27 protein-coding genes, 3 tRNA genes and 3 pseudogenes are annotated in these 25,970 nt (G+C 62.1%); 16 read left to right on the plus strand and 17 right to left on the minus strand.

All coding sequences use genetic code 11. The features are described from left to right. Positions 1–56 precede the first annotated feature (56 nt). The 4 genes from tig to AC19YT_RS11745 all read right to left on the minus strand — a co-directional run bounded on the left by tig (position 57) and on the right by AC19YT_RS11745 (position 2,113). A complete protein-coding gene (tig, locus tag AC19YT_RS11730; RefSeq protein ID WP_500610290.1) occupies positions 57–1,367 on the minus strand; it encodes a trigger factor in 1,311 nt (436 codons plus the stop codon). A 411-nt stretch (positions 1,368–1,778) separates the two neighbouring features. Next, a tRNA-Leu gene (locus AC19YT_RS11735) sits at positions 1,779–1,863 on the minus strand. Positions 1,864–1,920: 57 nt separating this feature from the next. Beyond that, positions 1,921–1,996, minus strand: a tRNA-His gene (locus AC19YT_RS11740). A gap of 40 nt (positions 1,997–2,036) precedes the next feature. Further along, positions 2,037–2,113 (minus strand) — tRNA-Arg (locus AC19YT_RS11745). Between the two features lie 280 nt (positions 2,114–2,393). Here AC19YT_RS11745 and folD point away from each other — a divergent pair. The 3 genes from folD (at position 2,394) to pbpG (ending at position 4,792) form a co-directional block, all read left to right on the plus strand. After that, a complete protein-coding gene (gene folD / locus AC19YT_RS11750; RefSeq protein WP_500599347.1) occupies positions 2,394–3,248 on the plus strand; it encodes a bifunctional methylenetetrahydrofolate dehydrogenase/methenyltetrahydrofolate cyclohydrolase FolD in 855 nt (284 codons plus the stop codon). A gap of 156 nt (positions 3,249–3,404) precedes the next feature. Then, complete coding sequence (locus tag AC19YT_RS11755; protein WP_095110969.1) at positions 3,405–3,653, plus strand: DUF1654 domain-containing protein; 249 nt, start codon at positions 3,405–3,407, stop codon at positions 3,651–3,653. Between the two features lie 200 nt (positions 3,654–3,853). After that, entirely contained in the window at positions 3,854–4,792 is a 939-nt protein-coding gene (gene pbpG / locus AC19YT_RS11760; RefSeq protein WP_500610291.1) for a D-alanyl-D-alanine endopeptidase, read from the plus strand. A 51-nt stretch (positions 4,793–4,843) separates the two neighbouring features. Here the strand turns inward: pbpG and AC19YT_RS11765 are convergent, their stop codons facing one another. Further along, on the minus strand, positions 4,844–5,518 hold the full coding sequence (locus AC19YT_RS11765) for a peptidase C39 family protein (protein WP_500610292.1): 675 nt from the start codon (positions 5,516–5,518) through the stop codon (positions 4,844–4,846). A 209-nt stretch (positions 5,519–5,727) separates the two neighbouring features. On the opposite strand from AC19YT_RS11765, the gene AC19YT_RS11770 reads away from it, so the two are divergent. Next, positions 5,728–5,895 carry a hypothetical protein gene (locus AC19YT_RS11770; RefSeq protein ID WP_176465165.1) on the plus strand — a complete coding sequence of 56 codons (168 nt, stop codon included), beginning with the start codon at positions 5,728–5,730 and terminating at the stop codon, positions 5,893–5,895. A gap of 74 nt (positions 5,896–5,969) precedes the next feature. On the opposite strand, the gene AC19YT_RS11775 is transcribed toward AC19YT_RS11770, so the two are convergent. Then, entirely contained in the window at positions 5,970–6,719 is a 750-nt protein-coding gene (locus tag AC19YT_RS11775) for a TerC family protein (RefSeq protein WP_095110971.1), read from the minus strand. 28 nt (positions 6,720–6,747) lie between these two features. Continuing rightward, entirely contained in the window at positions 6,748–6,999 is a 252-nt protein-coding gene (locus AC19YT_RS11780) for a hypothetical protein (protein ID WP_500610293.1), read from the minus strand. A 137-nt stretch (positions 7,000–7,136) separates the two neighbouring features. Between AC19YT_RS11780 and nhaR the strand changes: the two genes are divergently transcribed. Next, positions 7,137–8,036: a transcriptional activator NhaR gene (gene nhaR, locus AC19YT_RS11785; RefSeq protein WP_095110973.1), complete on the plus strand. Its 900-nt coding sequence runs from the start codon at positions 7,137–7,139 to the stop codon at positions 8,034–8,036. Here the strand turns inward: nhaR and AC19YT_RS11790 are convergent. Beyond that, positions 8,033–9,187 carry an MFS transporter gene (locus AC19YT_RS11790; protein ID WP_500610294.1) on the minus strand — a complete coding sequence of 385 codons (1,155 nt, stop codon included), beginning with the start codon at positions 9,185–9,187 and terminating at the stop codon, positions 8,033–8,035. The genes nhaR and AC19YT_RS11790 overlap by 4 nt on opposite strands. Positions 9,188–9,448: 261 nt before the next feature. Here AC19YT_RS11790 and sstT point away from each other — a divergent pair, with 261 nt between their 5' ends. Next, a complete protein-coding gene (sstT, locus tag AC19YT_RS11795; RefSeq protein WP_500610295.1) occupies positions 9,449–10,678 on the plus strand; it encodes a serine/threonine transporter SstT in 1,230 nt (409 codons plus the stop codon). Positions 10,679–10,744: 66 nt separating this feature from the next. Here sstT and AC19YT_RS11800 read toward each other — a convergent pair whose 3' ends face one another. Continuing rightward, positions 10,745–11,254 carry a DUF1993 domain-containing protein gene (locus AC19YT_RS11800; RefSeq protein WP_095110976.1) on the minus strand — a complete coding sequence of 170 codons (510 nt, stop codon included), beginning with the start codon at positions 11,252–11,254 and terminating at the stop codon, positions 10,745–10,747. A gap of 118 nt (positions 11,255–11,372) precedes the next feature. Between AC19YT_RS11800 and AC19YT_RS11805 the strand changes: the two genes are divergently transcribed. Further along, a complete protein-coding gene (locus tag AC19YT_RS11805) occupies positions 11,373–12,017 on the plus strand; it encodes a YceH family protein (protein ID WP_095110977.1) in 645 nt (214 codons plus the stop codon). Between the two features lie 267 nt (positions 12,018–12,284). Here the strand turns inward: AC19YT_RS11805 and AC19YT_RS11810 are convergent, their stop codons facing one another. Beyond that, positions 12,285–13,103, minus strand: a complete 819-nt coding sequence (locus AC19YT_RS11810) for a shikimate 5-dehydrogenase (RefSeq protein WP_500610296.1) — start codon at positions 13,101–13,103, stop codon at positions 12,285–12,287. 185 nt (positions 13,104–13,288) lie between these two features. Between AC19YT_RS11810 and AC19YT_RS11815 the strand changes: the two genes are divergently transcribed. The 3 genes from AC19YT_RS11815 (at position 13,289) to AC19YT_RS11825 (ending at position 14,379) form a co-directional block, all read left to right on the plus strand. Further along, on the plus strand, positions 13,289–13,681 hold the full coding sequence (locus AC19YT_RS11815; RefSeq protein WP_095110979.1) for a hypothetical protein: 393 nt from the start codon (positions 13,289–13,291) through the stop codon (positions 13,679–13,681). A 224-nt stretch (positions 13,682–13,905) separates the two neighbouring features. Continuing rightward, the gene (locus AC19YT_RS11820; RefSeq protein WP_095110980.1) at positions 13,906–14,100 is read left to right on the plus strand and encodes a hypothetical protein; all 195 of its coding nucleotides are present in this window, start codon (positions 13,906–13,908) and stop codon (positions 14,098–14,100) included. Between the two features lie 105 nt (positions 14,101–14,205). Continuing rightward, positions 14,206–14,379, plus strand: coding sequence for a hypothetical protein (locus AC19YT_RS11825; protein WP_095110981.1), 174 nt, complete (start codon positions 14,206–14,208; stop codon positions 14,377–14,379). Here the strand turns inward: AC19YT_RS11825 and AC19YT_RS11830 are convergent. Further along, positions 14,376–15,437, minus strand: a complete 1,062-nt coding sequence (locus AC19YT_RS11830; RefSeq protein ID WP_500610297.1) for an AI-2E family transporter — start codon at positions 15,435–15,437, stop codon at positions 14,376–14,378. The genes AC19YT_RS11825 and AC19YT_RS11830 overlap by 4 nt on opposite strands. Before the next feature lie 155 nt (positions 15,438–15,592). Between AC19YT_RS11830 and trhP the strand changes: the two genes are divergently transcribed. Then, positions 15,593–16,963: a prephenate-dependent tRNA uridine(34) hydroxylase TrhP gene (gene trhP / locus AC19YT_RS11835; RefSeq protein ID WP_500599333.1), complete on the plus strand. Its 1,371-nt coding sequence runs from the start codon at positions 15,593–15,595 to the stop codon at positions 16,961–16,963. Between the two features lie 236 nt (positions 16,964–17,199). On the opposite strand, the gene AC19YT_RS11840 is transcribed toward trhP, so the two are convergent. Next, positions 17,200–18,519: a Na+/H+ antiporter family protein gene (locus AC19YT_RS11840; RefSeq protein WP_176465168.1), complete on the minus strand. Its 1,320-nt coding sequence runs from the start codon at positions 18,517–18,519 to the stop codon at positions 17,200–17,202. Between the two features lie 518 nt (positions 18,520–19,037). On the opposite strand from AC19YT_RS11840, the pseudogene AC19YT_RS11845 reads away from it, so the two are divergent. After that, positions 19,038–20,108, plus strand: a pseudogene (locus AC19YT_RS11845) (PDC sensor domain-containing protein); the annotation flags it as partial. A 267-nt stretch (positions 20,109–20,375) separates the two neighbouring features. Then, positions 20,376–20,966 (plus strand): annotated as a pseudogene (locus AC19YT_RS11850) (methyl-accepting chemotaxis protein); the annotation flags it as partial. A 170-nt stretch (positions 20,967–21,136) separates the two neighbouring features. Here AC19YT_RS11850 and AC19YT_RS11855 read toward each other — a convergent pair. Genes AC19YT_RS11855 through AC19YT_RS11870 form a run of 4 tightly spaced genes read right to left on the minus strand, consistent with a single transcriptional unit; the run spans position 21,137 to position 23,755 of the window. Further along, entirely contained in the window at positions 21,137–22,468 is a 1,332-nt protein-coding gene (locus AC19YT_RS11855) for a sensor histidine kinase (protein ID WP_500610298.1), read from the minus strand. Then, positions 22,465–23,133: a response regulator transcription factor gene (locus tag AC19YT_RS11860; protein ID WP_095110987.1), complete on the minus strand. Its 669-nt coding sequence runs from the start codon at positions 23,131–23,133 to the stop codon at positions 22,465–22,467. The genes AC19YT_RS11855 and AC19YT_RS11860 overlap by 4 nt, the downstream gene beginning before the upstream one ends. Beyond that, the gene (locus AC19YT_RS11865) at positions 23,133–23,447 is read right to left on the minus strand and encodes a PepSY domain-containing protein (RefSeq protein WP_095110988.1); all 315 of its coding nucleotides are present in this window, start codon (positions 23,445–23,447) and stop codon (positions 23,133–23,135) included. Before AC19YT_RS11865 ends, AC19YT_RS11860 begins: the two co-directional genes overlap by 1 nt. Next, positions 23,447–23,755, minus strand: coding sequence for a PepSY domain-containing protein (locus AC19YT_RS11870; protein ID WP_095110989.1), 309 nt, complete (start codon positions 23,753–23,755; stop codon positions 23,447–23,449). The genes AC19YT_RS11865 and AC19YT_RS11870 overlap by 1 nt, the downstream gene beginning before the upstream one ends. A 124-nt stretch (positions 23,756–23,879) precedes the next feature. On the opposite strand from AC19YT_RS11870, the gene AC19YT_RS11875 reads away from it, so the two are divergent. From AC19YT_RS11875 to AC19YT_RS11885, 3 genes are all read left to right on the plus strand, one after another. Then, positions 23,880–24,959 (plus strand): patatin-like phospholipase family protein, encoded by a 1,080-nt coding sequence (locus AC19YT_RS11875; RefSeq protein WP_095110990.1) that lies wholly within the window; start codon positions 23,880–23,882, stop codon positions 24,957–24,959. 103 nt (positions 24,960–25,062) lie between these two features. After that, on the plus strand, positions 25,063–25,419 hold the full coding sequence (queD, locus tag AC19YT_RS11880; protein ID WP_017736453.1) for a 6-carboxytetrahydropterin synthase QueD: 357 nt from the start codon (positions 25,063–25,065) through the stop codon (positions 25,417–25,419). Positions 25,420–25,588: 169 nt separating this feature from the next. Beyond that, positions 25,589–25,897 carry a hypothetical protein gene (locus AC19YT_RS11885; RefSeq protein WP_500610300.1) on the plus strand — a complete coding sequence of 103 codons (309 nt, stop codon included), beginning with the start codon at positions 25,589–25,591 and terminating at the stop codon, positions 25,895–25,897. On the opposite strand, the pseudogene AC19YT_RS11890 reads toward AC19YT_RS11885, so the two are convergent. After that, positions 25,844–25,970 (minus strand): annotated as a pseudogene (locus AC19YT_RS11890) (IS5/IS1182 family transposase); the annotation flags it as partial. The gene AC19YT_RS11885 and the pseudogene AC19YT_RS11890 overlap by 54 nt on opposite strands.

The following is a 25,970-nucleotide window of genomic DNA, read 5'->3' on the forward strand; positions in this document are numbered from 1 at the left end:
TACACATAAGCCAGCGCGAGGCTGGCTTATGTGTGTATTTTCAAACGAATCAGATATCAGTCGGCTTGTGCTGCTTCTGCCGGCTTGACCGCTTCTTCGTAAGAGACCGATTTGTCGGTCACGCTAGCCTTCTGCAGAACAGTATCCACAACTTGTTCTTCCAGCACAACCGAACGGACTTCGTTCATTTGCTGATCGTTCTTGTAGTACCAAGACACGACTTGCTCTGGCTCCTGATAAGCAGAAGCCATTTCCTGGATCAGCTCGCGAACGCGATCTTCGTCCGGTTTGAGGTCGAATTGCTTGACCACTTCAGCCACGATCAGGCCCAGCACGACGCGGCGCTTGGCTTGCTCTTCAAACAGCTCAGCCGGCAATTGGTCGGGCTTGATGTTGCCACCGAACTGCTGAACGGCCTGTACGCGCAGGCGATTGACTTCGTTGTCGAGCAATGCCTTCGGCACTTCGATCGGGTTGGTGGCCAGCAGACCATCCATTACCTGATTCTTGACCTTGGACTTGATCGCCTGACGCAATTCACGCTCCATGTTCTTACGAACTTCGGCGCGGAAACCGTCGATACCTGCTTCCTTGATACCGAACTGGGCGAAGAATTCCTCGGTCAACTCAGGTAATTTCGGCTCAGACACGGTGTTCACGGTAACGGTGAACTCAGCAGTTTTACCAGCCAGGTCAAGGTTCTGATAGTCGGCCGGGAAAGTGAGGCTCAATACACGCTCTTCACCGGCCTTGGCGCCAACCAAACCATCTTCAAAGCCAGGGATCATGCGACCGGAACCCAATACCAGTTGAGTGCCCTTAGCGGAACCGCCAGCGAACACTTCGCCGTCAACCTTACCGACGAAATCGATGTTCAATTGATCTTCGTTCTGCGCAGCACGATCAGCCAGCTCAAAGCGCACATTTTGCTTGCGCAGGATTTCCAGCATCTTGTCCAAGTCCGCATCGGTCACGTCAGCACTCAGGCGCTCAACAGCAATCGAATCGAAACCGGCAACAGTGAACTCTGGGAACACTTCAAAAGTAGCAACGTATTCCAGATCCTTGCCCTTCTCCAGAACCTTTGGCTCTACGGAAGGCGCGCCAGCAGGGTTCAGCTTTTGCTCAACCACGGCTTCATAAAAGGAAGCTTGGATCACGTCACCGACCGCTTCCTGGCGAGCATCAGCTTCATAACGCTGACGAATCACGCTCATTGGCACCTTGCCAGGGCGGAAACCTGCAATCTTGGCCTTTTGGGCGGTCTGCTGCAGACGCTTGTTGACCTGGGTCTCAATGCGCTCAGCTGGCACGGTGATGCTCATGCGGCGCTCAAGAGCAGAAGTATTTTCAACAGAAACTTGCATGGATATTCCTCGTTGCACAGACGTTAGCCGGCCGTTTCCGACCCCAGAATCAAGGGCATGCATTCTAGAGGGTCGAACTCAAGAAGTCACCCTACTGAAAAAGGGTAAAAAACAGCAGACCATTTATGGATAGACATAAGCCAGTAGGCCTATCCCGAGAGCAAATACAGCAAATCGCGCCAAATCCCTGAACCAACCCTTCTATATATAGAAGAACACACGCCAGAACCCGACTATCGACCCAACAAGGAGACCGACGAACACCCGTGCAGCATCAAGAAACACAATGATGAACGCCAAGAACCCTTTTTCACCAAAACACGCACCCCAGAACTACCATGCCCTGAAACGAAAACGGCGCAGCCCTTTTCAGGTGCTGCGCCGCTTTTTGTTAGCCAATAGCTACTTGTTTGGTGCGGATGAAGAGACTCGAACTCTTACACCTTGCGGCGCTGGAACCTAAATCCAGTGTGTCTACCAATTCCACCACATCCGCGTATCAAGCTCTTAAAGCAAAGACGCCAGACTATTTAGCCTGGCGCCTTTCTAAATATGGGGTGGACGAAGGGGATCGAACCCTCGACAACGGGAGTCACAATCCCGTGCTCTACCAACTGAGCTACGCCCACCATATTGCCATGTTGCGTTACTTGTGCCAAAGCTGCCTAATGGCGCACCCGGCAGGACTCGAACCTGCGACCATCCGCTTAGAAGGCGGATGCTCTATCCAGCTGAGCTACGGGCGCCTTGTTAATCTGTATTCTTTGACGATTACAAACCAAGTGCTTTCAGCCTTACCAAATCAAACTTCGATTCAGCTCGACCTTCTCAACCAGTGCTAGGCTGTGCCCGACAAGTGCGACGAATGTTATAGGTGAGCCTAAAGGTCGTCAACTCTTTTTTAAAAAAAATTCATTTAATTAAAGGGGTTAGGGGAATTTGCAGACCAAGCGCCTTTGCCCTCACGTCCTGGCATGCGAGAATGCGGCCTCTTTTCTTCTCCCTCTCGATGGTTAATCACGCGCAATGACTGCACAACTAATCGACGGCAAATCAATCGCCGCCAGCCTGCGCCAGCAGATCGCCAAACGTGTCGCCGAGCGTAGCCAGCAAGGCCTGCGCACGCCTGGCCTCGCGGTGATTCTGGTCGGCAGCGATCCTGCCTCTCAGGTTTATGTCTCGCACAAGCGTAAAGACTGTGAAGAGGTTGGCTTCCTCTCCCAGGCCTATGACCTGCCCAGCGATACCACCCAGCAGGCCCTGACTGACCTAATCGACCGTCTTAATGACGACCCGAACATCGACGGGGTGCTACTGCAACTGCCCCTGCCCGAGCATCTGGACGCGTCCAAGCTGTTAGAACGCATTCGCCCGGACAAAGACGTCGACGGCTTCCACCCTTACAACGTAGGGCGCCTTGCCCAGCGCATTCCCTTGCTGCGCCCGTGCACTCCCAAGGGCATCATGGCCCTTTTGGAAAGCACAGGCGCAGACCTGTATGGCATGAACGCCGTTGTCGTGGGGGCTTCCAACATCGTTGGCCGGCCAATGGCGATGGAGCTGCTGCTCGCCGGCTGCACCGTCACCGTCACCCACCGCTTCACCAAGGACCTCGCCGGCCACGTTGGCCGCGCTGATCTCGTTGTCGTGGCTGCCGGTAAACCCGGCCTAGTGAAAGGTGAGTGGATCAAGGAAGGCGCGATCGTGATCGACGTTGGTATCAATCGCCAGGAAGACGGCAAGTTGGTAGGCGATGTGGTCTACGAGACCGCCCTGCCCCGTGCCGGCTGGATCACACCCGTCCCTGGCGGCGTCGGCCCGATGACCCGTGCCTGCCTGCTTGAAAACACCCTTTACGCGGCGGAAACCCTGCACGGCTGATCGCCGGCCAGCAGCCCGCCCCTCAAAAAACCGGCGCTTGTCATGAGCGCCGGTTTTTTTGTGGGCGCCCGAAGCCAAAATTTGCGCACTGGTCATCTTGTCAAATGAAGCAAACGCCATATACTGTATATTTAAACAGTAAAGCGAGACTTACCCATGGCCAAGAAAGCCGCAACCCCCAAGCCACCTACGTCTTATGAGCTGCTTGCCACTCGGATTCAGAAAATCATCAATTCCACCGGCGCGCAAACCTCCAAGCGTGCCGTGATCCACAAATCCCCTGACGAGTCCTCTGACGATTGGACACAACTGCTGGAAGACATTGACGAAGCCGACAATGTCACCCTGGTGCACCGTGAGGATGGCGGCGTGCAGGTTTCCTGGGTTGTCCCGAAAGAGGACTGAACTACCCGCACAGCCCGCCCAGTGCGGGCTTTCTCGAAAAAGAGGGCGACAGAACCGGTACCGACCTAACAGACACCCGCGTATTACCCAAGCTTTACGGGCGCCTTTCGCTTTTCTCGCACATACTCATAAAATGTAACGTTTTAATGAGAAAAGCCCGTTGCATAACGGCGTACCCATTTTTGAGTGAGCGCACCTGCGTGAAAATTCGTATTTCGATCCTCAGCTTATTGTTTGCATTTACAGGCGCTGCCATTACCTCGAGCGTCGTCGCTCGTGAAACCATAGAAGCCCCCCGCGACACCTCCCAACTCCATATCGCTTCCGGCAGCGCCATGCTGCTGGATTTACAGACCAACAAAATCATCTACTCAAGCAACCCCGACGTCGTGGTGCCCATCGCTTCAGTCACCAAGTTGATGACCGGGCTGGTCGTACTGGAAGCCAAACAATCCATGGATGAGTACATTTCGGTCTCCATCAGCAATACACCGGAAATGAAAGGTGTGTTTTCCCGGGTCAAGCTCAACAGCGAGTTGAGCCGCCGGGACATGCTGCTGATAACCCTGATGTCCTCGGAAAACCGTGCCGCCGCCAGCCTCGCCCACCATTATCCCGGCGGTTACGCCGCGTTCATTGCCGCGATGAACGCCAAGGCCAAGGCCCTGGGTATGAGCAGCACCCACTATGTCGAGCCTACCGGGCTGTCTACTCAGAACGTGTCCACTGCCCGCGACCTGAGCAAGTTGCTGCTGGCCGCCCGCAAGTACCCACTGCTGAGTGAGCTGAGCACCACCAAGGAGAAAACCGTGACCTTCCGCAAGCCCAACTACACCCTGGGCTTTCGTAACACAGACCATTTGGTGAACCGAGAGAACTGGGACATCAAACTGACCAAGACCGGTTTCACCAACCAGGCCGGCCATTGCCTAGTGCTGGTGACCACCATGGGCCAGCGCCCAGTGGCGCTGGTGATACTGGACGCCTTTGGCAAATACACCCACTTCGCCGATGCCAGCCGCATCCGCAAGTGGGTTGAGACCGGGATAAGCGGTGACGTGCCGGATGTCGCGCTGCGCTATAAAGCGGACAAGAACCTCAAGGCCCGTCAAACCGGCCTGGTGGAAGCTGCCAAGTAAGGCGAGCTGCAGATGAAAAAACGGCACTCGATGTGCCGTTTTTTGCTTGCTTCAGTGGGCGCCCAGGGCCTTGACCGCTCTGGCCGCCGCTTGCTCTTGCCCAGCCTGGGCCAAGTCAGCCGCGGCTTTGAGCCACCGCTGTGAATCGACCTTGGCCGGGATCTGCGTCGGCCCCTGGACCAAAATCGCCCAATGCCCGGCACTGTCCCAGGCAGACTCAAAGCTGCCAAACCCCATCACCAGGCGTCGGTTCATCCCCGAGCGCAGCAGTATCGTTTGTTTGTGCCGGTTGTAGCCGGCGACTATGGCGTAACGCGGCTCTGCCCAGAACGCCGACCCTTCAGTTATGCGCACCATCACCGGATAGCCAGCGGCCACCTGAGTCAGAACCTGCGCCAGGGTGTTGTCCAGGGGATAGACCACCATGCCGAAATCCCGGGCCGCGACCTGGAGGTTTTGCTCCAGTTGCGCCTCGGCGCCCGGCAAGTGCAGGGACTTGAGCAGCAACCCCGGTGTAATCACGATGCCCTGCTGGGAAATCATGCTGGCCAGCACCTGTGGCCCACCCTGATAGGCATCGCCCCGGAAGAACGGCAGCCCCGTCAGCTCAACGCGCTCCGGCAACCCCTGCAAGCCGGGCCTTGGACTGCCCGCACAGCCCATCAGGCCCAGGACACAAGCACCCGCGAGCAGCACAAATTTAAATCGAGAAAATACAGGCAACATCATCACTCTCTTGAACACACCAGGCAGACAGGCACCCGGCTCGGCCCCCGATCATAGGGCCCCTATAGCCTTAAGCGCCAGTTGCCCAGCCTCGATAGAGCAAACAAGTTGAGCGCACACGACCATTGGTCAATAGCCTGAAACACTGCACAGACTAGACTGTCCCCTGTAAAGAGCGTAGGCCCCGCGACGGGGCAAAGGAGGCACTCATGGGCCTGGCAACCACTATCACACTGCTGATTTTCAGCTGGCTCGCCGTCGCCACCGCGATGTTATGGGGCGTGCTGCGCATCGCCCGCCGGCACCATCACCCGCACACGGAACCTCGCCCCACGCCCCTGAAGAAAACCCCTGCACGCCCGGCAAACGCCCACTGAGAAACCCTGCAAAATCCCCATAAAAAAACGGCCGCCACGCGATTAGCGCAGGCGGCCGTTTTTCGTGGTTCGCGTCAGGCCTGTTCGGCGCTACGCTTTTGCCGCGCCCGGCGCGACAGCATATTCAAGCACTCGATCACGGCCGAGAACGCCATGGCGGCGTAGACGTAGCCTTTGGGCACATGGGCGCCGAAGCCTTCGGCAATCAGCGTCATGCCGATCATTATCAAGAAGCCCAGCGCCAGCATCACCACCGTCGGGTTGTCATTGATGAACTTGGCCAAAGGCTCGGCCGCCAGCAGCATCACCAGCACCGAGACCACCACCGCGATAATCATGATCGGCAAGTGCTCGGTCATGCCCACCGCCGTAATGATGCTGTCGATGGAAAACACCAGGTCGAGCATCAGGATCTGGCCAATGGCCGCAGCAAAACCGATGGTCACCTTGGAACTGACGCTCGCTTCGGTCTGCTCGTAAGGGTCCATGCTGTGGTGGATTTCGGTGGTGGCTTTCCATAGCAGGAACAGGCCGCCGGCGATCAGGATCATGTCCTTCCAGGAGAACGCATGGCCGAATACGTCGATCACCGGCTCCGTCAACTGCACGATAAAGGCGATGGTACTCAACAGGCCCAGGCGCAGGATCAGCGCCATGCTGATACCGATGCGTCGCGCCTTGGCGCGATGCTGCTCGGGCAGTTTGTTGGTCAGGATCGAGATAAAGATCAGGTTATCGATGCCAAGCACGATTTCCATGACGACCAGGGTGGCCAAGGCCACCCACGCGGTGGGGCTTGCAGCGAGCTGTAACAGATAGTCCATGGGTCAGTCCTGACTCGGTGTACGCGAATTAGATTTCTTGCGAGGTGCTGGATTGTTTTTCATCGTCTTCGGCAGGCGTCTGGCGCTTGCTGATGATTCCGCCGGTGGCGTCGCCGAGGGCTTGCTCGGCGGCTTTTTGTGTATCGTCGATCGCCTGCTTGGCGGTTTCGGCGGCTTTGCCCATCAACTGCTGGGCGCTTTTTTCGGCCTGGTCGCAGCCGGCCAACGCCAACAAGGATGCTGCCAGCAGCGCCGCAGCGCCGAGTTTTTTGATGTTCATGGTGGGGTGTCCTCAGTGGCCTGAACCGGGCCCAGTGATGGCCCGTCAATAGCGCGGCATTCTAAGGAGGCAAATACTTCAGTAAAATTCGTATTTTCAGCAGCTATACTTCGCTTTTTACGAATATTGGCGCCCTTATGCTCAACTACCGGCAACTGCACTACTTCTGGGTCGTGGCCAAAACCGGCAGCATCGTGCGCGCGTGCGAGCAACTGAACCTCACGCCCCAGACCATCAGCGGGCAAATCAGCCTGCTGGAGCAAACCTATGGCCTTGAGCTATTTCGCCGCGTCGGCCGGCAACTGGAGCTGACCGAAGCCGGCCGCCAGGCCCTGCCCTACGCCGAGCAGATGTTCCAGACCGGCAACGAACTCGAAGCCATGCTGCGCGCCCAACCCAACCAGCAGCAAGTACAGTTTCGCGTCGGCGTGGCGGATGTGGTGCCCAAATCCATTGTCTATCGCCTGATCGCCCCGACCATGGAACTGAGCGAGCCGATCCACATCACCTGCCGCGAAGACAAACTCGAACGCCTGCTGGCCGACCTGGCGATCCAGCGCCTGGACTTGGTGATCTCCGACAGCCCCATGCCTTCGCACCTGGACATCAAGGGCTACAGCCAGAAACTGGGGGAATGCGGTATCAGTTTTTTCGCCACCCCCGCCCTGGCCCAGCGCTATGGCCAGGACTTCCCACGCAGCCTGCATGGCGCACCGCTGCTGATTCCCGGGCAGGAAACCGTAGTGCGCAGCCGTTTGTTGCGCTGGTTCGCCGAGCAACAGATCCAGCCACGCATCGTTGGTGAGTTCGACGACAGCGCCTTGATGCAGGCGTTCGGGCAATCGGGCAGTGGCATTTTCATCAGCCCCAGCGTGATTGCCGACGAGGTGACACGCCAGTACGGCGTCGAGTTGATCGGCCAGACCGATGCGGTAAGCGAGTCGTTCTATGCCATTTCCGTGGAGCGCAAGGTCAAGCACCCCGGCATCGTGGCCATTACCGAAGGCGCCCGCCGCGAGTTGTTTACCGCGCTTTAGGCACAGGCCTGGGCCGGTTTGAGGCGCATCAAGCCCAACGCCAGCAGGATCGACAGCAGGATAAACCCGGCGGCGGCAAAGCCCAGGCTGCCCAGCCCGAGGGTGTCAATCACCCGCCCTCCCACCATCGCCCCCAGGCCAATGCCCAGGTTCGCCCCGGCAATGTTTAGCGAAGCGGCGAAGGCCGGTGCGTGGGGCGCGGCCTTCATCAAGCGCACATGGCTAACCAGAAACAGCGCAGCCTGGGTCACACCCCAGATGCCCATCGCGGCCGCCAGGCCCAGGGTGGAGTGAATACTCGGCACCAAGGCCACCATGCCGCCGATCATAAAGAAGCAGAACACCATCGAAGCGATCAACGGGTGACGATCGACCATCCGCCCGCCCAGGGAGTTGCCGATCAACCCCACCGCGCCAAAGCCCATCAGGCACCAGCCCACCAGGGTGCCATCGAAACCGGCCAGGCGTTCGAGGATGTCGGCCAGGTAGGTGTAGGCGGTGAACATGCCGCTGAACACCAGGATCGACAGCAGCACATGCCCCTGCATCAAGGGCTCGCGCAGGATCTTGAATTGCTCGCGCAAACTCACCTGCTGTTTATGCAGGTCAGTTCTGGGCAGGTAGACCAACAGCAGCAGCGCCTTGGCGAACGCGATCACCGCCAGGAGGGCGAACGCACTGCGCCAGCCAAACGCGTCGGAAATCAGCGTGCCCACCGGGATGCCAAACACCGTGGCGCAGACGATGCCGAAGCCGATTTTCGCAATCGCCCGCCCGGCGTAGGCCGGCCCGACGATGCCCACCGCCGTTTCACTGGCCAGCGCCCAAAACACCGGCAACCCCAGCGCCGGCACTAGCCGCGCCAACGCCATCACCCCGATATTAGGCGCCAGCGCCGCCAGGGTATTGGCCAGGCCAAACATCACCAACACCGAGACGAACAGGCGCTTGCGCTCGAACCGCGCGCAATACGCGGTGAGAAACGGCCCGAACGCGGCCACGGTAAAGGCGAACAGGGTCACCAGCAAACCGGCCTGGGGCACGCTGACGTCCAGGTCCCGGGCGATGGCGGGCAACAGGCCGACGATGATGAATTCCGTGGTTAGCACCGTGAACCCGGCGGCAGACAACAGAAGGATGGGCAACAGCATGCAAAAACTCCGCAAACGGCAACGCCAGCGCTAGCCCGAAGGCCCACTGACTGAAGATGGAAAAAGATGGCGCAGCTTAACAGAGACTTTCGGATGCATTCCCCCTAAAACATTCCGGCGACGGATCGTCACAGGTCTGAAGGACTTGGCTGACGCTGTGATAAAGTCCGCCCCCTGCCAACGCCACACCCCCCGTGGATGGCGCCGCCGCTGGCACGCCCCACGTGAATCACAGCACCCCTAACAATCAGAGATAGCGCCATGACTGCTGCCCCTTCCCTGTTGCACAAGCTCAAGAATATGAGCCTGGTCACCCAGATTCTCATCGGCCTGCTGGCCGGTATCGCCCTGGCCCTGGTGCTGCCCGACGCGGCACGGTCCACGGCCTTCATCGGCAAGGTCTTTGTCTCGGCGCTCAAGGCAGTGGCCCCGATCCTGGTGTTCATCCTGGTGATGGCCTCCATCGCCAACCACCGCCACGGCCAGGAAACCCACATCCGCCCGATTCTGTTCCTGTACCTGCTGGGCACCTTCGCCGCCGCGGTGGTCGCGGTGATCGCCAGCATGCTGTTCCCCTCCACCCTGGTGCTGGCGACCCACGACGTGGCCGTCACCGCGCCCGGTGGCATCAGCGAAGTGCTGCAAAGCCTGCTGCTCAGCGCCGTGGACAACCCCATCAGCGCCCTGATGAACGCCAATTTCATCGGCGTGTTGACCTGGGCCATCGGCATGGGCATCGCCATCCGCCACGCCGGGCAAACCACCCGCACGGTGCTGGATGACCTGTCCAACGGCGTGACCCTGATCGTGCGCGTCGTCATCCGCTTTGCGCCCCTGGGGATCTTCGGCCTGGTGGCCTCCACCCTCGCCACCTCCGGTTTCGGCGCCCTGCTCGGTTACCTGCAACTGCTGGCTGTGCTGCTGGGCTCCATGCTGTTCGTGGCGCTGGTGATGAACCCGGCCATCGTCTACTGGAAACTGCGCCGCAACCCTTACCCGCTGGTGTTCACCTGCCTGCGCGAAAGCGGTATCACCGCGTTCTTCACCCGCAGCTCCGCGGCCAACATCCCGGTCAACCTGGAGCTGAGCAAACGCCTGGGCCTGCATGAAGACACCTACTCGGTCTCCATCCCCCTGGGCGCCACCATCAATATGGCCGGCGCGGCGATCACCATCACCGTGCTGACCCTGGCCGCCGTGCACACCCTGGGCATTACCGTGGACATCCCCACCGCCATCCTCCTCAGTGTGGTCGCGGCGATCTGCGCCTGCGGCGCCTCGGGCGTGGCCGGCGGCTCGCTGCTGCTGATTCCGCTGGCGTGCAGCCTGTTCGGCATCCCCAGCGAAGTCGCCATGCAGGTGGTGGCTGTCGGTTTCATCATCGGCGTGTTGCAGGATTCGGCCGAAACAGCGCTGAACTCCTCCACCGACGTGCTCTTTACCGCCGCCGCGTGCATGGCCCAGGAAGAACAGGCGCAACGCGCCGCCTGACATTCACGGCACAAAAAAGCCCGCCCCGGCGCAAACCGGGGTGGGCTTTTGTGCATCTGGGGGGGGTTAGAACGCGCCCATGTAGTCGCGCTTGCCCACTTCCACACCGTTGTGGCGCAGGATCGCGTACGCGGTGGTGACATGGAAGAAGAACTGCGGCAAGCCGTAGGTCAGCAGGTAGGCCTGGCCGCTAAAGCGCTTCTCTTTTGGCGTGCCCTGGCGGGTGATGATCTCGATGCCTTCCTTGCCGTCGATCTGGGCCGGGGCGATGCCGTCGAGGAACGCCAGGACCTTGGCGATCAGTGCTTGCAGCTCGGCGAAGGTGGTTTCGCTGTCGTCGTACTTAGGCAGTTCGACCTGGGCCAGGCGGCCGCTGACGCCTTTGGCGAAGTCCACGGCGATCTGCACTTGGCGCACCAGCGGGAACATGTCCGGGTACAGGCGCGATTGCAGGAAAACGGCCGGGTCGATGTTCTTGGCGCTCGCGTGGGCTTCGGCCTTGGTGAGGACGTTGCTCAGGGCGTTGAGCATTTGCTTGAACACAGGAACGGAGGCGGCGTGCAGGGAAATAGTCATGTCAATCTCGCAAGGGGTGAACGTGGCGCGATTATAGCCATGCCCGGGCCACGGTGCGGCTTGTCTTTTACCGCGCAAGGATTAGGCTAGGCCGCTTGAACAGCATAGGGAACGCGCGATGAGCACCGAAGACACCACCCCCGCACCGCAGCGCTTGGACGCCACGCAAATCCGGATTCTGGGCGCCCTGATCGAAAAGCAGGCCACCAGCCCGGAAACCTACCCCCTGACCCTCAATGCCCTCGTCCTGGCCTGCAACCAGAAGACCAGCCGCGAGCCAGTGATGAACCTCAGCCAAGGCCAGGTCGGCCAAAGCCTGCGGGTGCTCGAAGGGCTGGGCTTCACGCGCCTGGTGATGGGCAGCCGCGCCGACCGCTGGGAGCATCGCGTGGACAAAGCCCTGGAGCTGGTGCCGGCCCAGGTAATCCTCTGCGGCCTGCTGTTTTTGCGCGGCCCGCAGACCGTCAACGAACTACTGACCCGCAGCGGGCGCATGCACGACTTCGAGGACAGCGAACAAGTGGTGCACCAACTCGAACGCCTGATCTCCCGGGGCCTGGCCCTGCTGATCCCGCGCCAGAGCGGCCAGCGCGAAGACCGCTATATGCACGCCCTGGGCGACCCAGCCGACATCGACACCCTGCTCGCCGCCCGCCAGCAAGCGGCCGAACGCAGCCCAGCCAGCGGCGTGTCGGTGGAACGCATCGAAGAACTCGAAGCCCGGATCGCCGCGCTGGAAGAGCGCCTCTCGCGCCTGGAGTGAGGCCCCCCTTAGAGAAACGGGCTTGTGTGAGCCCACGTGTGCGGGAGCAACTGTCTCACCCCTGCCCTTCGTCACCGCCACTGCGTGCCGTCATCGCGAGCAGGCTCGCTCCCACACAGGAAAAATGAACATCCCACCCACACCACCGTTCAGCTGTGGGAGCGGGCCTGCCCGCGATGACGGCATTCCTGGCGCTAGAGCGTTAATGACTGTACTGGCCCCATCGCGGGCGCGCACGCACCAGCACACCCGTTGCCACAGAACCGTTCAACCCCGCGCAAACCTCACCGCCGCGTCAAACTGCGCCGGCGTGGGGCGCATGCCGGTGTACAGCACAAACTGCTCCAGTGCCTGCAGCGCAATCACCTCCAGCCCAGTAATCACCTGCTTGCCCTCGGCACGGGCGCGCAGGATCAGTGGGGTTTCTGCCGGGATCGCCACCACATCAAAGACGATCTGCGCCGCCGCAATCGCCTCGCCACTGAACGCCAGGTCGTCGGCCTGGGCGCCGCCGCTCATGCCGATGGGCGTGACGTTAATCAGCAACTGCGCCGGCAGGTCATCCGGTTGCGCCTGCCAGGTGTAACCCAGCGCCTCGGCCAGGGCCCGGCCGGCGCGTTCGTTGCGGGCCAGGATCGCGCCGTTGCGGTAGCCACCATCACGCAAGGCACTGGCCACGGCCTTGGCCATGCCACCGCTGCCGCGCAGCACAAAGCGGTATTCCTTGGGCACACGGTGGCTGTCGAGCAGTTGGGCAATAGCCAGGTAATCGGTGTTGTAGGCCTTAAGGTGGCCCGCGGTGTTGACGATGGTATTGATCGAAGCGATGGCCGCCGCCGAGGCGTCCAACTCATCCACCAGGGCGATGGCCGCTTCCTTGAACGGCATCGACACGCCGCAACCGCGAATACCCAGGGCGCGGATGCCGGTCACCGCGCCCGGCAGGTCCTGGCTGCTGAACGCCTTGTAGTAGAAGTTCAGGCCCAACTGTTCATACAGATGGTTGTGAAAGCGCAAACCGAAGTTGCCCGGGCGCGCCGAGAGCGACATGCACAGTTGAGTGTCTTTGTTGGGGTGCATCTGCATGGGCGTCTCCTGCACGGGGCGTTTGGGTTGAGGTGAATCGTTACAGCAAGGCACCGACCTTACACAATATTTACCCAGCTCCGGCGCAGTTTTTCCCAAACAGGCTGTCTTAAAGGTTATCCCCGCGCCATTCCCCGGGCCTACCGCAGGCCCGGGCGCCGGGAGCGAAACGAGGAACAGCCATCATGATGGGAAAAATCACCACCAGCGCCCTGCTCATCGCAGCGCTGGCGATCACCGGTCAAGCCTCTGCCCACGGCCATGGCCACGGCCGCGGTGGCGATTGGCGCGGCCCGGCGGTGTTCGGTGCGGTGGTCGGCGCGGCCATTATCGGCGGTGCCGTCATCAGCCGTGACCGCCCGGTGTATGTGCAGCAGCAACCGGTGTACTACGCGCCGCAACCGGTCTACGTACAACAGCCCCCACCGATGTATTACCCGCCACAACCGGTCTACATCGAGCAACCGGTGTATTACCGCCCGCCACCGGTGTACTACCGCCCTGCGCCCGTGTACTACGGGCCACCCCGTGGCTACTACGGCCCGCCCCCCGGCCATTACGGCCCGCCGCGCTGGTGATGCACCCTCAGGCCCCGCCCCGACAGCGGGGCCTGAGGCGTTGGGATGACTGAAACGTCCTACTTGAGGTCGTTCCTGGCACAGCGAATGCAGCCCTTTCTGACATCATGGCCACCCAATGTCGTATTGGCCGCACCGTGCCATGGCTGTCATATTGCTGTCATGCCCGCGCGCCACCCTCCCGGGTGTCCGTACACCCCCCATAAAAACAAGGACGACCCACCATGCCCACGCAGCATCCCCACCGCACCGCAGGCCTGTGCACTTCCAGCAAGGTTTACAGCGCGCTAACCGAACTCAAGCACCTGGAAGGCCACCGCAGCGCCAAATTCCTTTCGCTACTGGCCGAAAACCTGGTGCGCAAGGGCCTGCTCAATGAACACGAAGTGCTGAACATGCTCGATCAAGTGGTGGACTGACACCTGCGCTCGCGCTGTCGATGAGCACTATCGAGCGCGATGATTGGCCCTCGCCCCAACGGTTGCATAAGGTGTGCCCCATGATCGATGCCCAGGAGCACCTCAATGGCCCGTATCCAAATCATGTCCGTGATCGGCAGCGCCGTGCCCAAACCCTTGCGTGAAACCGGCCTGCTCGCCTGCTGGTACCTGGTGCGCGACGGCGTGCCGGTCAGTGGCCCGCTGACCTCCCTACCGGCGGCGCAAGCGTTGTCCCGGCAGGTCGACCTGCGCGCCTAGGGCAACTGCACCCGCGGCTGGGTTTCCACATACAGCGCCCAACTGGACATAAACAACGCGGCGATCAACGGCCCGATGACAAACCCGTTGAGGCCGAACACCGCCAAGCCGCCCAGGGTGGAAATCAGGATCAGGTAATCCGGCATCTTGGTGTCCTTGCCCACCAGAATCGGGCGCAGCACGTTGTCCACCAGGCCAATCACGAACACCCCGAAGCAGCCCAGCACCACCCCTTGCCAAATCGCCCCGCTGAGCAGGAAGTACGCCGCCACGGGCGCCCAGACAATCCCCGCCCCCACCGCCGGCAACAGCGACAAAAACGCCATCAGCACCGCCCAGAGCAACGCACTGGGAATGTCCAGGAACCAGAAAATCAACCCGCCCAACGCCCCTTGAGTCACCGCCACCAGCAGGTTGCCCTTGACCGTGGCCCGCACCACGCGGTTGAACTTGAGCTGCAAACGGCGCTTCTGGTGCTCGGCCAAAGGCGTTGCGGTGCGGATCTTGCGCACCAGCTCGGCGCCGTCGCGCAAAAAGAAGAACAGCAAATACAGCATGATGAAAAAACTCACCACGAACTCAAAAGTGCCCTGGCCAAAGCTGAACGCCTGGCTGGCGAGGAACTGGCTGCCCTGCATGGCGCCCTTGACGATTTTCTCGCGCAGCCCTTCCAACTCGCCCATGCCGAAGCGGTCCAGCAACTGCTGGAAGTACGGCGGCAGGCTGTGCTTGAACTGGGCGATATAGCCGGAGATGTCCAGTTGCCCGCTTTCGATGTTCTTGTAGATCGTCGCCCCTTCCTGCACCAGCAAGGTGGCGATGACGATCACCGGCAGAATCGCGATCAGCAGGCACACGCCCAAGGTGCACAGCGCCGTGAGGTTGCGCTGCCAGCCGAACTTCAATTGCAGGCGCCGCTGCAACGGCGCGAACAGGATGCCGAGGATGACCGCCCAGAACACCGCGCCGTAGAACGGCAGCAGAATCCAGATAAACGCCACTGTCACCAGGATGAGCAGCACGGGTAGGGATTTGTTGTGAAAGACATCTGGGTTCATGGGCCGGTCTCTGGCAAAAGGATTGCGACGTCGCTGATGCTTAGTCCGCACGGGCGCGCCCGAGTGCCGTGTTTTCTTCGCTGGGTATAGACCCAGGTCAATATCCGCGCCGGCCCATCCGGCTACCCTCGCGCCCTTTTGCGATCGAAACCATCATGCCCCTCGCCTCGCCCGAACTGCTCGCCCCCGCCGGCACCCTGAAAAACATGCGCTACGCCATCGCCTACGGCGCCGATGCGGTGTACGCGGGCCAGCCGCGCTACAGCCTGCGGGTGCGCAACAACGAATTCGACCACGCCACCCTCGCCCTGGGCATCAGCGAAGCCCAGGCCCAGGGCAAGCGCTTTTACGTGGTGGTCAACATCGCGCCCCACAACGCCAAGCTGCGCACCTTCCTCAAGGACCTGGAGCCGGTGATCGCCATGGCCCCGGACGCCCTCATCATGAGCGACCCGGGCCTCATCATGCTGGTGCGCAAACACTTCCCGCAGATGCCCATCCACCTCTCGGTGCAGGCCAACACGGTGAACTGGGCCAGTGTCGAGTTCTGGCAGCAACAAGGCATCTGCCGGGTGATCCTGTCGCGGGAACTGTCGCTGGAAGAAATCGCCGAAATCCGCGAGCACGTGCCGGCCATGGAGCTGGAGATTTTCGTCCACGGCGCCCTGTGCATGGCCTATTCCGGGCGTTGCCTGCTGTCGGGCTACATGAACAAGCGCGATGCCAACCAGGGCAGTTGCACCAACGCCTGCCGCTGGAAGTACAGCGCCCAACCGGCCAGCGAAAACCTGCTGGGCGACATCGTGCAGCAGTACTCGCCCGAGCCGACCCTGGGCGTCGGCGCCCCCACCGACCAGGTGTTCATGCTCCAGGAAGCCAACCGCCCGGACGAACCGATGCCCGCGTTCGAGGACGAACACGGCACCTACATCATGAATTCCAAGGACCTGCGCGCTGTGCAGCACGTCGAGCGCCTGACCAAAATGGGCGTGCACTCGCTGAAAATCGAGGGCCGCACCAAGTCCCACTTCTATTGCGCGCGCACCACCCAGGTGTACCGCCAGGCCATCGACGACGCCGTGGCCGGCCGCGAATTCGACCGCAGCCTGATGAACGACCTGGAATCCCTGGCCCAACGCGGCTACACCGAGGGCTTTTTGCGCCGCCACGTGCACGATGAATACCAGAACTACCAGAACGGCAGCTCGGTGTCCGAACGCCAGCAATTCGTCGGCGAACTGACCGGCGAACGCCGCGATCGGTTAGCTGAAGTCCGGGTGAAAAACCGCTTCCAACTGGGCGATCACCTGGAACTGATGACCCCCAAGGGCAACTTCCACTTCGACCTGCACCAGTTGCAAGACGCCAAGGGCCAGGCCATCACCGTTGCCCCGGGCGACGGCCACACCGTCTACCTGCCCATCCCCGACCAGGTGGACTTGCGCTTTGGTTTGCTGATGCGGGATGTGCGGTTGGAGGGGTTGCTGCCCGCCCCTCAGCCGGCCTTGGCTGTCACGGCCAAATAAAAGCTGAAAACCTGTGGGAGCGAGCCTGCTCGCGATGGCGCCAGCACACCGGCCTCGATGTCGGCTGGCGCACCGCGATCGCGAGCAGGCTCGCTCCCACAGTGGATCGTGGAGGTAGGTGAGATGAGCGTCGCTCCCCCTCCGCCCGCAATGACGGCGGCACAGCCAACCACCTCGCCGAATGACACACCGCGGCGCGGGCAAGGCTCGCACCCACGAGGCAAAACAGCCCCGGCTTACAACACCATCGCCGCCACCCAGCCAAAGGCTAGCAGCGGCAGGTTGTAGTGCAGGAACGTCGGCACCACCGTGTCCCAGATATGGTGGTGCTGGCCGTCGATGTTCAGGCCCGAGGTAGGCCCCAGGGTCGAGTCCGAAGCGGGCGAGCCGGCGTCGCCCAAGGCCCCGGCGGTGCCGACGATGCACACGATGGCCAGCGGGCTGAAGCCCAATTGCACGCACAGCGGCACAAAAATCGTCGCCAGGATCGGCACCGTGGAAAACGACGAGCCGATGCCCATGGTCACCAGCAGCCCCACCAACAGCATCAGCAACGCACCGACGCCCCTGCTGTGGCCGATCCACGCCGCCGAGCTCTGCACCAGGGTGTTGACCTCGCCCGTGGCCTTCATCACTTCGGCGAACCCCGAGGCGGCGATCATGATGAAGCCGATCATGGCCATCATCTTCATGCCTTCGGTGAACAAGTCATCGGTGTCGCGCCAGCGCACCACCCCTGACACGGAGAAAATCAGGAACCCGGCCAGGGCGCCGACAATCATCGAGTCCAGCAGCAATTGGATGATGAACGCCGCCGCAATGGCCACCCCCGCCACCAGCAGGGTCAGCGGGTTGTACTGCACTGCCACCTGCTCGACTTTCTCGATGCGCGCCAGGTCATACACGCGCTTTTTGCGGTAGCTGATGAACACCGCCACCAGCAGGCCGAACACCATGCCCAGGGCCGGAATGCCCATGGCGTGGGTAACGTTGACCTGGCTGATGTCCACGCCGCTCTTGGCCACGTTGGCCAGCAGGATTTCATTGAGGAAGATATTGCCGAAGCCCACGGGCAGGAACATGTAGGGCGTAATCAGGCCGAAGGTCATCACGCAGGCGATCAGGCGGCGGTCCAGTTGCAGCTTGGTCAGCACATACAACAGCGGCGGCACCAGCAGCGGGATAAACGCAATGTGGATCGGCAGGATGTTCTGCGAGGCAATGGCCACCACCCACAGTAGGCCGATCAGCAACCACTTGACCTGGCCGCCGCCGGCGGCGTCCTGGCGGTCCACCAGCAGCAGTGCTTTGTCCGCCAGGGCATGGGCCAACCCGGACTTGGCAATCGCCACCGCGAAAGCGCCAAGCAAGGCGTAGGACAACGCCACCGTCGCCCCGCCACCGAGGCCACCGTTGAATGCCTTGAGCGTGGCCTCCATACCCAAGCCACCGCTCAAGCCACCCACCAACGCCCCCACAATCAGCGCGATCACCACATGCACACGGGACAGGCTGAGCACCAGCATCACGCCGACCGCAGCAATTACTGCATTAATCATCGTTACCTCAGAACACGGCGCCGGCCAAATCGGCGCCAAACGGGATGAGTCCGGCCACGCCGCGACACGCGCGCACGGCAGATTGAATGGAGGTTTTATTAGAGGGCGCGCACTTTGCCCCACGGGCCCCGGGATGTCAAAGCGCCCCTAGAATTACGCGCCGCGGGCTACACGGCGCATGCGATCTATGTAGCAAGCGGGTGCGCGTTTTAAATCAAGCGTTTGAATAAAGAAAACCCGCCCCGGGCCGTTACAGTGCAAACGCCTCTCCCGTTTCCCCGTTCAAGGACTCCTCCATGTCGCTCAGACAGCTTTCCATCCAATGGAAAATCACCCTCCTGGCCGGCCTCTGCCTGTTGGGCGTCGTCAGCCTGCTGGTGGGGATTTCGCTCTATCGTGCCGAGCACAACTCGCAACTGGTCAAGGCCTCGAGCATGGCCATGCTGACCGACGCGGCGCAGGCGCGGATCGAAGCCCAGGGCGAAGTCCAGGCGCTGAACATCCGCCGCCAGTTCATGGACGCCTACCAATACGGCCATGGCTTTTCGCGCCAGGTGCTGTTTTTGCGCGAGCAGGCCGAGAAGCGCTTTCTCGATGCCTTTGACCTGCGCGAAGACCTGACCCGCCAGGTCAAGTCCGCCCTGCAGGCCAACCCTGAGCTGCTGGGCCTGTCCCTGGTGTTCGAGGCCAATGCCCTGGACGGCAAGGACGAACTGTTCGCCGGCCAGCAAGCGCTGGGCAGCAACGACAAAGGCCGCTTCGCCCTGTACTGGTCCCAGCCCACCCCTGGCCAACTGACCTCCATGGCCCTGCCCGAAAGCGACATGGCCGACACCCGCAGCGGCCCCAGCGGCGAGCCGGCCAACGCCTGGTTCACCTGCCCGCGCACCACCCTCAAGCCGTGCGTGATCGAACCCTACTTCTACGAAATCGCCGGCCAGAACGTGCTGATGACCAGCATCGTGTTCCCGCTGACGGTCAACGGCAAAGTCATCGCCTCGCTGTCGGTGGACATCAACCTCAACAGCCTGCAAGCGGTCAGCCAGGACGCCAGCCAAAAACTCTACGACGGCCAGACCAACGTCGGCATCATCAGCGCCGTGGGCCTGCTCGCCGGCTACAGCAGCGATGCCAGCAAACTCAGCCAGCGCCTGGACAGCGTCGATAAAACCAACGGCGCGCGGCTGATCGCCATGCTCGCCAGCAGCGGCCAACCGCAAAGCCTGCACAGCGACGGCAAACTCACCGTGCTAGCGCCGTTCCAGCCAATCCCCGGCGGCAAAGCCTGGGGCATTTTGCTCACGGTGCCGGAGAAGGTACTGGTGGGCCCGGCCGAAACCCTGAAAACCCAGTTGGACGAACGCGGCACCGCCGGCACCCTGATCGAACTGAGCCTGGGCCTGTTGGCCGCCATCGTCGGCCTGTTGCTGGTGTGGCTGATGGCGCGCAGCGTGACCCGGCCGATCCTCGGCGTGGCGCACATGCTCGAAGACATCGCCAGCGGCGAAGGCGACCTGACCCGGCGCCTGGCCTACGACAAAAAGGATGAACTGGGCGAATTGGCCGGTTGGTTCAACCGCTTCCTCGACAAGCTGCAACCGATCATCGCCGAGGTCAAACGCTCGGTGCAGGACGCACGCAGCACCGCCGATCAATCGTCTGCCATCGCCACCCAGACCAGCGCCGGCATGGAGCAGCAATACCGCCAGGTCGATCAGGTTGCCACCGCCTCCCACGAAATGAGCGCCACCGCCCATGACGTCGCCCGCAGCGCCGCCCAGGCTGCCCACGCGGCCCGCGATGCCGACCAGGCCACCCGTGAAGGCCTCACCGTGATCGACCGCACCACCAGCACCATCGACACCCTGGCCGCCGACATGAGCACCGCCATGGCCCAGGTCGAAGGCCTGGCCGCCAACAGCGAGAAAATCGGTTCGGTGCTGGAAGTGATCCGCGCCATTGCCGAGCAGACCAACCTGCTGGCCCTCAACGCCGCCATCGAAGCCGCCCGCGCGGGCGAGGCCGGCCGAGGTTTCGCCGTGGTGGCCGACGAAGTGCGCAACCTGGCGCGGCGCACCCAAGAGTCGGTGGAAGAAACCCGCCTGGTGATCGAGCAACTGCAAAGCGGCACCCAGGAAGTCGTGGCCTCGATGCACCACAGCCATCGCCAGGCCCAGGGCAGCGTGGAGCAGGTCGGCCAAGCCGTGACGGCGCTGCGCCAAATCGGTGACGCGGTGACGGTCATCAGCGACATGAACCTGCAAATTGCCAGCGCGGCCGAAGAACAAAGCGCCGTGGCCGAAGAGATCAACAGCAACGTGGCGACCATCCGCGACGTTACCGAATCCCTCTCGGGGCAAGCCAACGAATCGGCCCGGGTCAGCCAGGCCCTCAATAACCTGGCCAACCAGCAGCAGGGGTTGATGGATCAGTTTCGGGTGTAAAACATCGCAAGGCCTTCTGTAAAAGCAGGCCTTCGCCTCACAAATCCCGCCAGTGGAAACCGCCACGCTGTGGGGGCCTTGCTCGCGATGGCGGCGGCATGTCCAGCAACCTCACAGCCTGGCACACCGCTATCGCGGGCGAGCCCGCGCCCACAGGGGATTGGGCGAGTTCAAGCCCGGGCAGGGCCTGCGCCTTGCGGCAACTCGACAAGCACTTTCAACCCGCCCAAGTCACTGTCGGCCAAGTACAACCGCCCGCCCCAGGCGTCGACAATGTCGCGCACGATGCCCAGGCCCAGGCCATGGCCGTCGGTTTGCTCATCCAGGCGCGTGCCACGGCCCAGCACCTGGTCGCGGCGCGATGCAGGAATGCCCGGGCCGTCGTCTTCCACCGCCAGGTAAAACCCCGCACCGTCCTGCCCGATGCTCAGGCGTACCTGGGCGTCGGCCCATTTGCAGGCGTTATCCAACAGGTTGCCCAGCAGTTCCAGCACGTCTTCGCGGTCTCGGGGCAGGTGCAGCCCGGGGCTCATCACCGCGTCGAGGGCCAGGTGTTGGCCGTGGATCATGTTCAAGGTGGCGAGCAAACCCGGCACTTCGGCGTCGCAGTCAAACTGCGCGCCGGGCAAGGCGTCGCCGGCCAGCCGCGCGCGGTTGAGTTCGCGGTTGAGGCGTTGCTGTACCTGTTGCAGTTGTTGCTCCAGCAGTTGCCGCACCTGCGGCTGACCTCGCAGTTTTTCGCTGGCGGCCAGGCTCATCAGTACCGCCAGGGGCGTCTTGAGGGCATGGCCCAGGTTGCCCAGGGCATTGCGCGAACGCTTGAGGCTGTCTTCGGTGTGGGCCAGCAAATGGTTGATCTGCGCCACCAGCGGTTCCAGTTCCTGGGGCACCTGGGTGTCGAGTTGCGAGCGCTGGCCACGCTGCAATTGGGCGATTTGCTCGCGCGCCGCCTCCAGCGGGCGCAAGGCGCGGCGCACGGTGAGCCGTTGCAGCAAGAGAATCAGCAGCAACGCCGCCGCGCCCAGGGCCAGGCCCACTTGGCGCATGCGCAAGAAGCTGTCGCGTACCGGGGTGTAGTCCTGGGCGACGCTAATGGAAATCGCCTGGCCCAGACGCCGGTAATCGCTGCGCAGCACCAATAACTGCTGGCCTTCGGGGCCCAGTTGCAGGTTGCTCTGCAACCCGGCCTGTTGCAGTTGGGGCAGCTCCTGGTCCCACAGCGAGCGCGAGCGCCAATGGGTGTCGGCAAAATCGATGCGAAAGTAGTGCCCGGAAAACGGCCGCTGATAGGCCGGCGACAACCGCCGCTCATCCAGTTGCAGCCCTTGCGGGCCACGCACCAGGGCCGCCAGCAGGTTCTCGCTGTCGTTACGCAGGCCCGCTTCGAGGTAGCGCTGCAAACCCACTTCAAACAGCCACAGGCTGGTCTGCGCCAGCACCAGGCCGACAATCACCAGCACGCTGACCAGCCCCAGGCTCAAGCGCCGCTGGATCGACCTCACTGCCCCGGCCCGCCAAACAGATAGCCCTGGCCACGGCGAGTCTCGACCACATCGCGCCCCAGTTTGCGGCGCAAGTGGTTGACGTGCACTTCCAGCACGTTGGAGTCGCGCTCGGTTTCGCCGTCGTACAGGTGCTCGGCCAAATGGCTTTTGGAGAGGATCTGCCCCGGGTGCAGCATGAAGTAGCGCAACAGGCGAAATTCCGCCGCCGTCAGTTGCACCTCGGCACCGTCGCGGGTCACGCACTGGCGGCTTTCGTCCAGGTGCAGGCCGGCAGCCTTAAGGGTCGGCTGGTTCGCCTGGCCGTGGGAGCGGCGCAGCAATGCCTGCACCCGCAGGTGCAGTTCCTCCGGGTGGAAGGGTTTGCTCAGGTAGTCGTCGGCCCCGGCCTTGAGCCCTTCGATGCGCTCAGCCCAGGAGCCGCGCGCGGTGAGGATCAGCACAGGCGTGGCCAGCCCGGCGGCGCGCCACTGGCCCAGCACCTCAAGCCCCGGCAGGCCCGGCAAGCCGAGGTCGAGGATGATGAGGTCGTAGGGTTCGCTGCTGCCTTGGTACACCGCGTCGCGGCCATCGGCCAGCCAATCGACGGCATAGCCCTGGCGGCTGAGCCCGGCCATCAGTTCGTCGGCCAGGGGTACGTGGTCTTCCACCAAAAGCAGGCGCATCAGTCGTCTTCCTCGTCTTTCAATAAGCGGCCGGTGGTGGCGTCCAGGTCCAGCTCGCGCACCACGCCTTGGGCCGTCAGCAACTCCACTTCATAGATGTACACGTCGTGCTTTTCTTCCAGCTCGGCCTCCAGCAAGCGCGCGCCGGGGTAGCGGCCCAGCGCCTGTTGCAGCAATTGCTCCAGCGGCAGGATCACCCCCTGCTGGCGCAGGCGCAGGGCTTCGTCCTGGTCCAGGTCGCGGGCCAGTGCCAGGGAGCAAAACAGCATCAATACCAACGCCGCTCGAGTGCGGGCGCGCCTATTTCGCGTCATTACCTGTCCTGATGGTTCTTGAGGATGTGCCCGGAAACGGCGTCCAATTCCAGGTCCCACTCAACACCTTGGGCATCGCGCAGGTCGAGTTGGTAAATGTACTTGCCGTATGCCTGCTCAAGCTCGGTTTCCGTGATCGTCGCCCCAGGGTGTTCGGCCAGGGCCTTGGCGTTGAGGGTTTCAAAGGAGGCGATAGTACCAGCGTCGCGCAGGCGCAGGGCTTCGTCGGGGCCCAGGTCGCGGGCCTGGACCAGACCGATGCCCAAGCCCAGAAGGCAGGTGGCGGACAGGGCAATGAGGATTTTCATGGGGTTCTCCATTGAGGCGGTGTAGCACAAGGCCTGTACGGTAGCGCGCCGAACTTAACTGAAACTGAATAGCCATCATCGGCCAGCCTTCTATAATCACCCGCTCGCCCGCAAAGAGGCCGGTATGACCGCCATCCACATCAAGTTCCCCGCCCTCACCCTCAAGGCCGGCCCCCGTGCCCTGGCGCGCATCCGCGATAACGGCCTGCATGCCCGCGACGTCGGCACCCTGCCCGGCGCGGCCGGTGGCCCCAAGGCCCTGGGCATCCAGGGGCTGGACCTGGCGCTGTTCGGCCAATGGCTGGCGGCGGCACCCCGCGAGCGCTCGCTGATCGGCGCTTCGGTGGGGTCCTGGCGCTTTGCCAGCGCTTGCCTACCGGACGCCGCCGAAGGCCTGCGCCGCCTCGGCCAGCTCTACAACGAGCAACGCTTTGCCAAAGGCGTGACCATGGCGCAGATCAGCCAAAGCTCGCAGCGCATGCTCCACGACCTGCTCGATGGCCGCGACGCGCGAATCCTCGACAACCCCCATTACCGCCTCAACATCATGGTGGTCAAAAGCCACGGCCTGCTCGCCGACGACCACCGTGGGCGCCTGGGGCTGGGGCTGTCGTCGGTGATTGCCGACAACCTGCGCGGCCGTTCGCGCCTGGCGCGGCATTTCGAGCGCCTGGTGCTGCACGACCCGCGCCTGGCCCCGCCGCTGCACGCCCTCACCGACTTCCCCTCGCGCTTGGTGCCGCTCGATGCCGCCAACCTGCGCCAGGCCTTGCTCGCCTCCGGTTCCATCCCGATGGTGATGCAGGGCGTACGCGACCTGCCTGGCGCCGGCGCGGGCACCTTCCGCGACGGCGGCCTGCTGGACTACCACCTCGACCTGCCCTACAGCGGCGATGACATCGTGCTCTACCCGCACTTCACCGACCGGGTCATCCCCGGTTGGTTCGACAAAAGTCTGCCCTGGCGCCGCGCCAGCCCCCAGCGCTTGCGCGATGTGCTGCTGGTGGCGCCGTCGCGCGAGTACCTGGCACGCCTGCCCTACGGCAAACTGCCCGACCGCAACGACTTCAAGCGCTTTATGGGTGACCCGGCCGGCCGGCAAAAATACTGGCGCACCGCTATGGACGCCAGCCAACGCCTGGGCGACGAGTTCCTCGAACTGGCCGACAACGGCGGCCTCGGCCCACGCCTGCTGGCCCTGTAACGCCCCCCGTCAGGCTTTTTCCGCACGGCCAAAGCCAAGCTGCTAAACTCGCCGCCGCCTTTAACGCCGCGCCCGCCCGCCACCTGACAGAGTTTTAGACACTGTGGAAATTTTCAAGGAATTTACGTTCGAGTCCGCCCATCGCCTGCCCCACGTGCCCGATGGCCACAAGTGCGGGCGCCTGCACGGCCACTCGTTCAAAGTCGCGATCCACCTGAGCGGCGACCTCGACCCGCACACCGGTTGGATCCGCGACTTCTCCGAAATCAAAGCGATCTTCAAGCCGCTCTACGAGCGCCTGGACCACAACTACCTCAACGACATCCCCGGCCTGGAAAACCCCACCAGCGAAGTGCTGGCCAAGTGGATCTGGACCGAACTCAAGCCCCTGCTCCCGGAACTGTCCGCCATCCGCATCCACGAAACTTGCACCAGCGGCTGTATCTATCGCGGGGAATAACCAATAAAAAAAGGGGGAAAACCACCGCATGCGGTGGTTTTTTTTTGCCGAGATGGGCAAGTCCGGCACCATTCGTCGTTACTGTCAGATCTGACAGTAGCCAGCCTCCTGCTACTGGGTATTTGATGATTTAACGCTTCCCGCGCATCAAACACTGAAGGAGCCTGTCATGACCAAACCCAGCAAACCCACCGTACACATCAACTCTGGCAGCCATAGACTGCTCTCTCCATTAATTCTTCCTGCCGGGAAGATACCAATGCCTGCCGATGAGAACTTAGGTCCTGGAGGTTACGGCATCGGCGTTCGTACTGTTGAAGGGGGGCTCAAATTCAGAGTCAATCCATGGTCAACAATGAACTCGCAGGATTACTTACGGGTATTCTGGGACATGGAGCCACCCGGAGATCCACTCTGGGACAAACTAGGCTCTGTACGTAAAGTATTGTCGCAAGCACCGCATAGCGCAGGCCAATGAGACCATCGCCGCAAAACTTGTTGCGAGCTTGTCGAAGCGCGTCACGATGCGACGGTTCTCCTTCAGCCAGCCA

Source organism: Pseudomonas sp. MF08875 (assembly GCF_059862525.1).

Excerpts from the sequence above, each read along its gene's own strand:
- tig (WP_500610290.1), bottom strand. The coding sequence starts at position 1,367 with ATGCAAGTTTCTGTTGAAAATACTTCTGCTCTTGAGCGCCGCATGAGC.
- folD (WP_500599347.1), top strand. The coding sequence starts at position 2,394 with ATGACTGCACAACTAATCGACGGCAAATCAATCGCCGCCAGCCTGCGC.
- AC19YT_RS11755 (WP_095110969.1), top strand. The coding sequence starts at position 3,405 with ATGGCCAAGAAAGCCGCAACCCCCAAGCCACCTACGTCTTATGAGCTG.
- AC19YT_RS11765 (WP_500610292.1), bottom strand. The coding sequence starts at position 5,518 with ATGTTGCCTGTATTTTCTCGATTTAAATTTGTGCTGCTCGCGGGTGCT.
- AC19YT_RS11770 (WP_176465165.1), top strand. The coding sequence starts at position 5,728 with ATGGGCCTGGCAACCACTATCACACTGCTGATTTTCAGCTGGCTCGCC.
- AC19YT_RS11775 (WP_095110971.1), bottom strand. The coding sequence starts at position 6,719 with ATGGACTATCTGTTACAGCTCGCTGCAAGCCCCACCGCGTGGGTGGCC.
- AC19YT_RS11780 (WP_500610293.1), bottom strand. The coding sequence starts at position 6,999 with ATGAACATCAAAAAACTCGGCGCTGCGGCGCTGCTGGCAGCATCCTTG.
- nhaR (WP_095110973.1), top strand. The coding sequence starts at position 7,137 with ATGCTCAACTACCGGCAACTGCACTACTTCTGGGTCGTGGCCAAAACC.
- AC19YT_RS11790 (WP_500610294.1), bottom strand. The coding sequence starts at position 9,187 with ATGCTGTTGCCCATCCTTCTGTTGTCTGCCGCCGGGTTCACGGTGCTA.
- sstT (WP_500610295.1), top strand. The coding sequence starts at position 9,449 with ATGACTGCTGCCCCTTCCCTGTTGCACAAGCTCAAGAATATGAGCCTG.
- AC19YT_RS11800 (WP_095110976.1), bottom strand. The coding sequence starts at position 11,254 with ATGACTATTTCCCTGCACGCCGCCTCCGTTCCTGTGTTCAAGCAAATG.
- AC19YT_RS11805 (WP_095110977.1), top strand. The coding sequence starts at position 11,373 with ATGAGCACCGAAGACACCACCCCCGCACCGCAGCGCTTGGACGCCACG.
- AC19YT_RS11810 (WP_500610296.1), bottom strand. The coding sequence starts at position 13,103 with ATGCAGATGCACCCCAACAAAGACACTCAACTGTGCATGTCGCTCTCG.
- AC19YT_RS11815 (WP_095110979.1), top strand. The coding sequence starts at position 13,289 with ATGATGGGAAAAATCACCACCAGCGCCCTGCTCATCGCAGCGCTGGCG.
- AC19YT_RS11820 (WP_095110980.1), top strand. The coding sequence starts at position 13,906 with ATGCCCACGCAGCATCCCCACCGCACCGCAGGCCTGTGCACTTCCAGC.
- AC19YT_RS11825 (WP_095110981.1), top strand. The coding sequence starts at position 14,206 with ATGGCCCGTATCCAAATCATGTCCGTGATCGGCAGCGCCGTGCCCAAA.
- AC19YT_RS11830 (WP_500610297.1), bottom strand. The coding sequence starts at position 15,437 with ATGAACCCAGATGTCTTTCACAACAAATCCCTACCCGTGCTGCTCATC.
- trhP (WP_500599333.1), top strand. The coding sequence starts at position 15,593 with ATGCCCCTCGCCTCGCCCGAACTGCTCGCCCCCGCCGGCACCCTGAAA.
- AC19YT_RS11860 (WP_095110987.1), bottom strand. The coding sequence starts at position 23,133 with ATGCGCCTGCTTTTGGTGGAAGACCACGTACCCCTGGCCGACGAACTG.
- AC19YT_RS11865 (WP_095110988.1), bottom strand. The coding sequence starts at position 23,447 with ATGACGCGAAATAGGCGCGCCCGCACTCGAGCGGCGTTGGTATTGATG.
- AC19YT_RS11870 (WP_095110989.1), bottom strand. The coding sequence starts at position 23,755 with ATGAAAATCCTCATTGCCCTGTCCGCCACCTGCCTTCTGGGCTTGGGC.
- AC19YT_RS11875 (WP_095110990.1), top strand. The coding sequence starts at position 23,880 with ATGACCGCCATCCACATCAAGTTCCCCGCCCTCACCCTCAAGGCCGGC.
- AC19YT_RS11885 (WP_500610300.1), top strand. The coding sequence starts at position 25,589 with ATGACCAAACCCAGCAAACCCACCGTACACATCAACTCTGGCAGCCAT.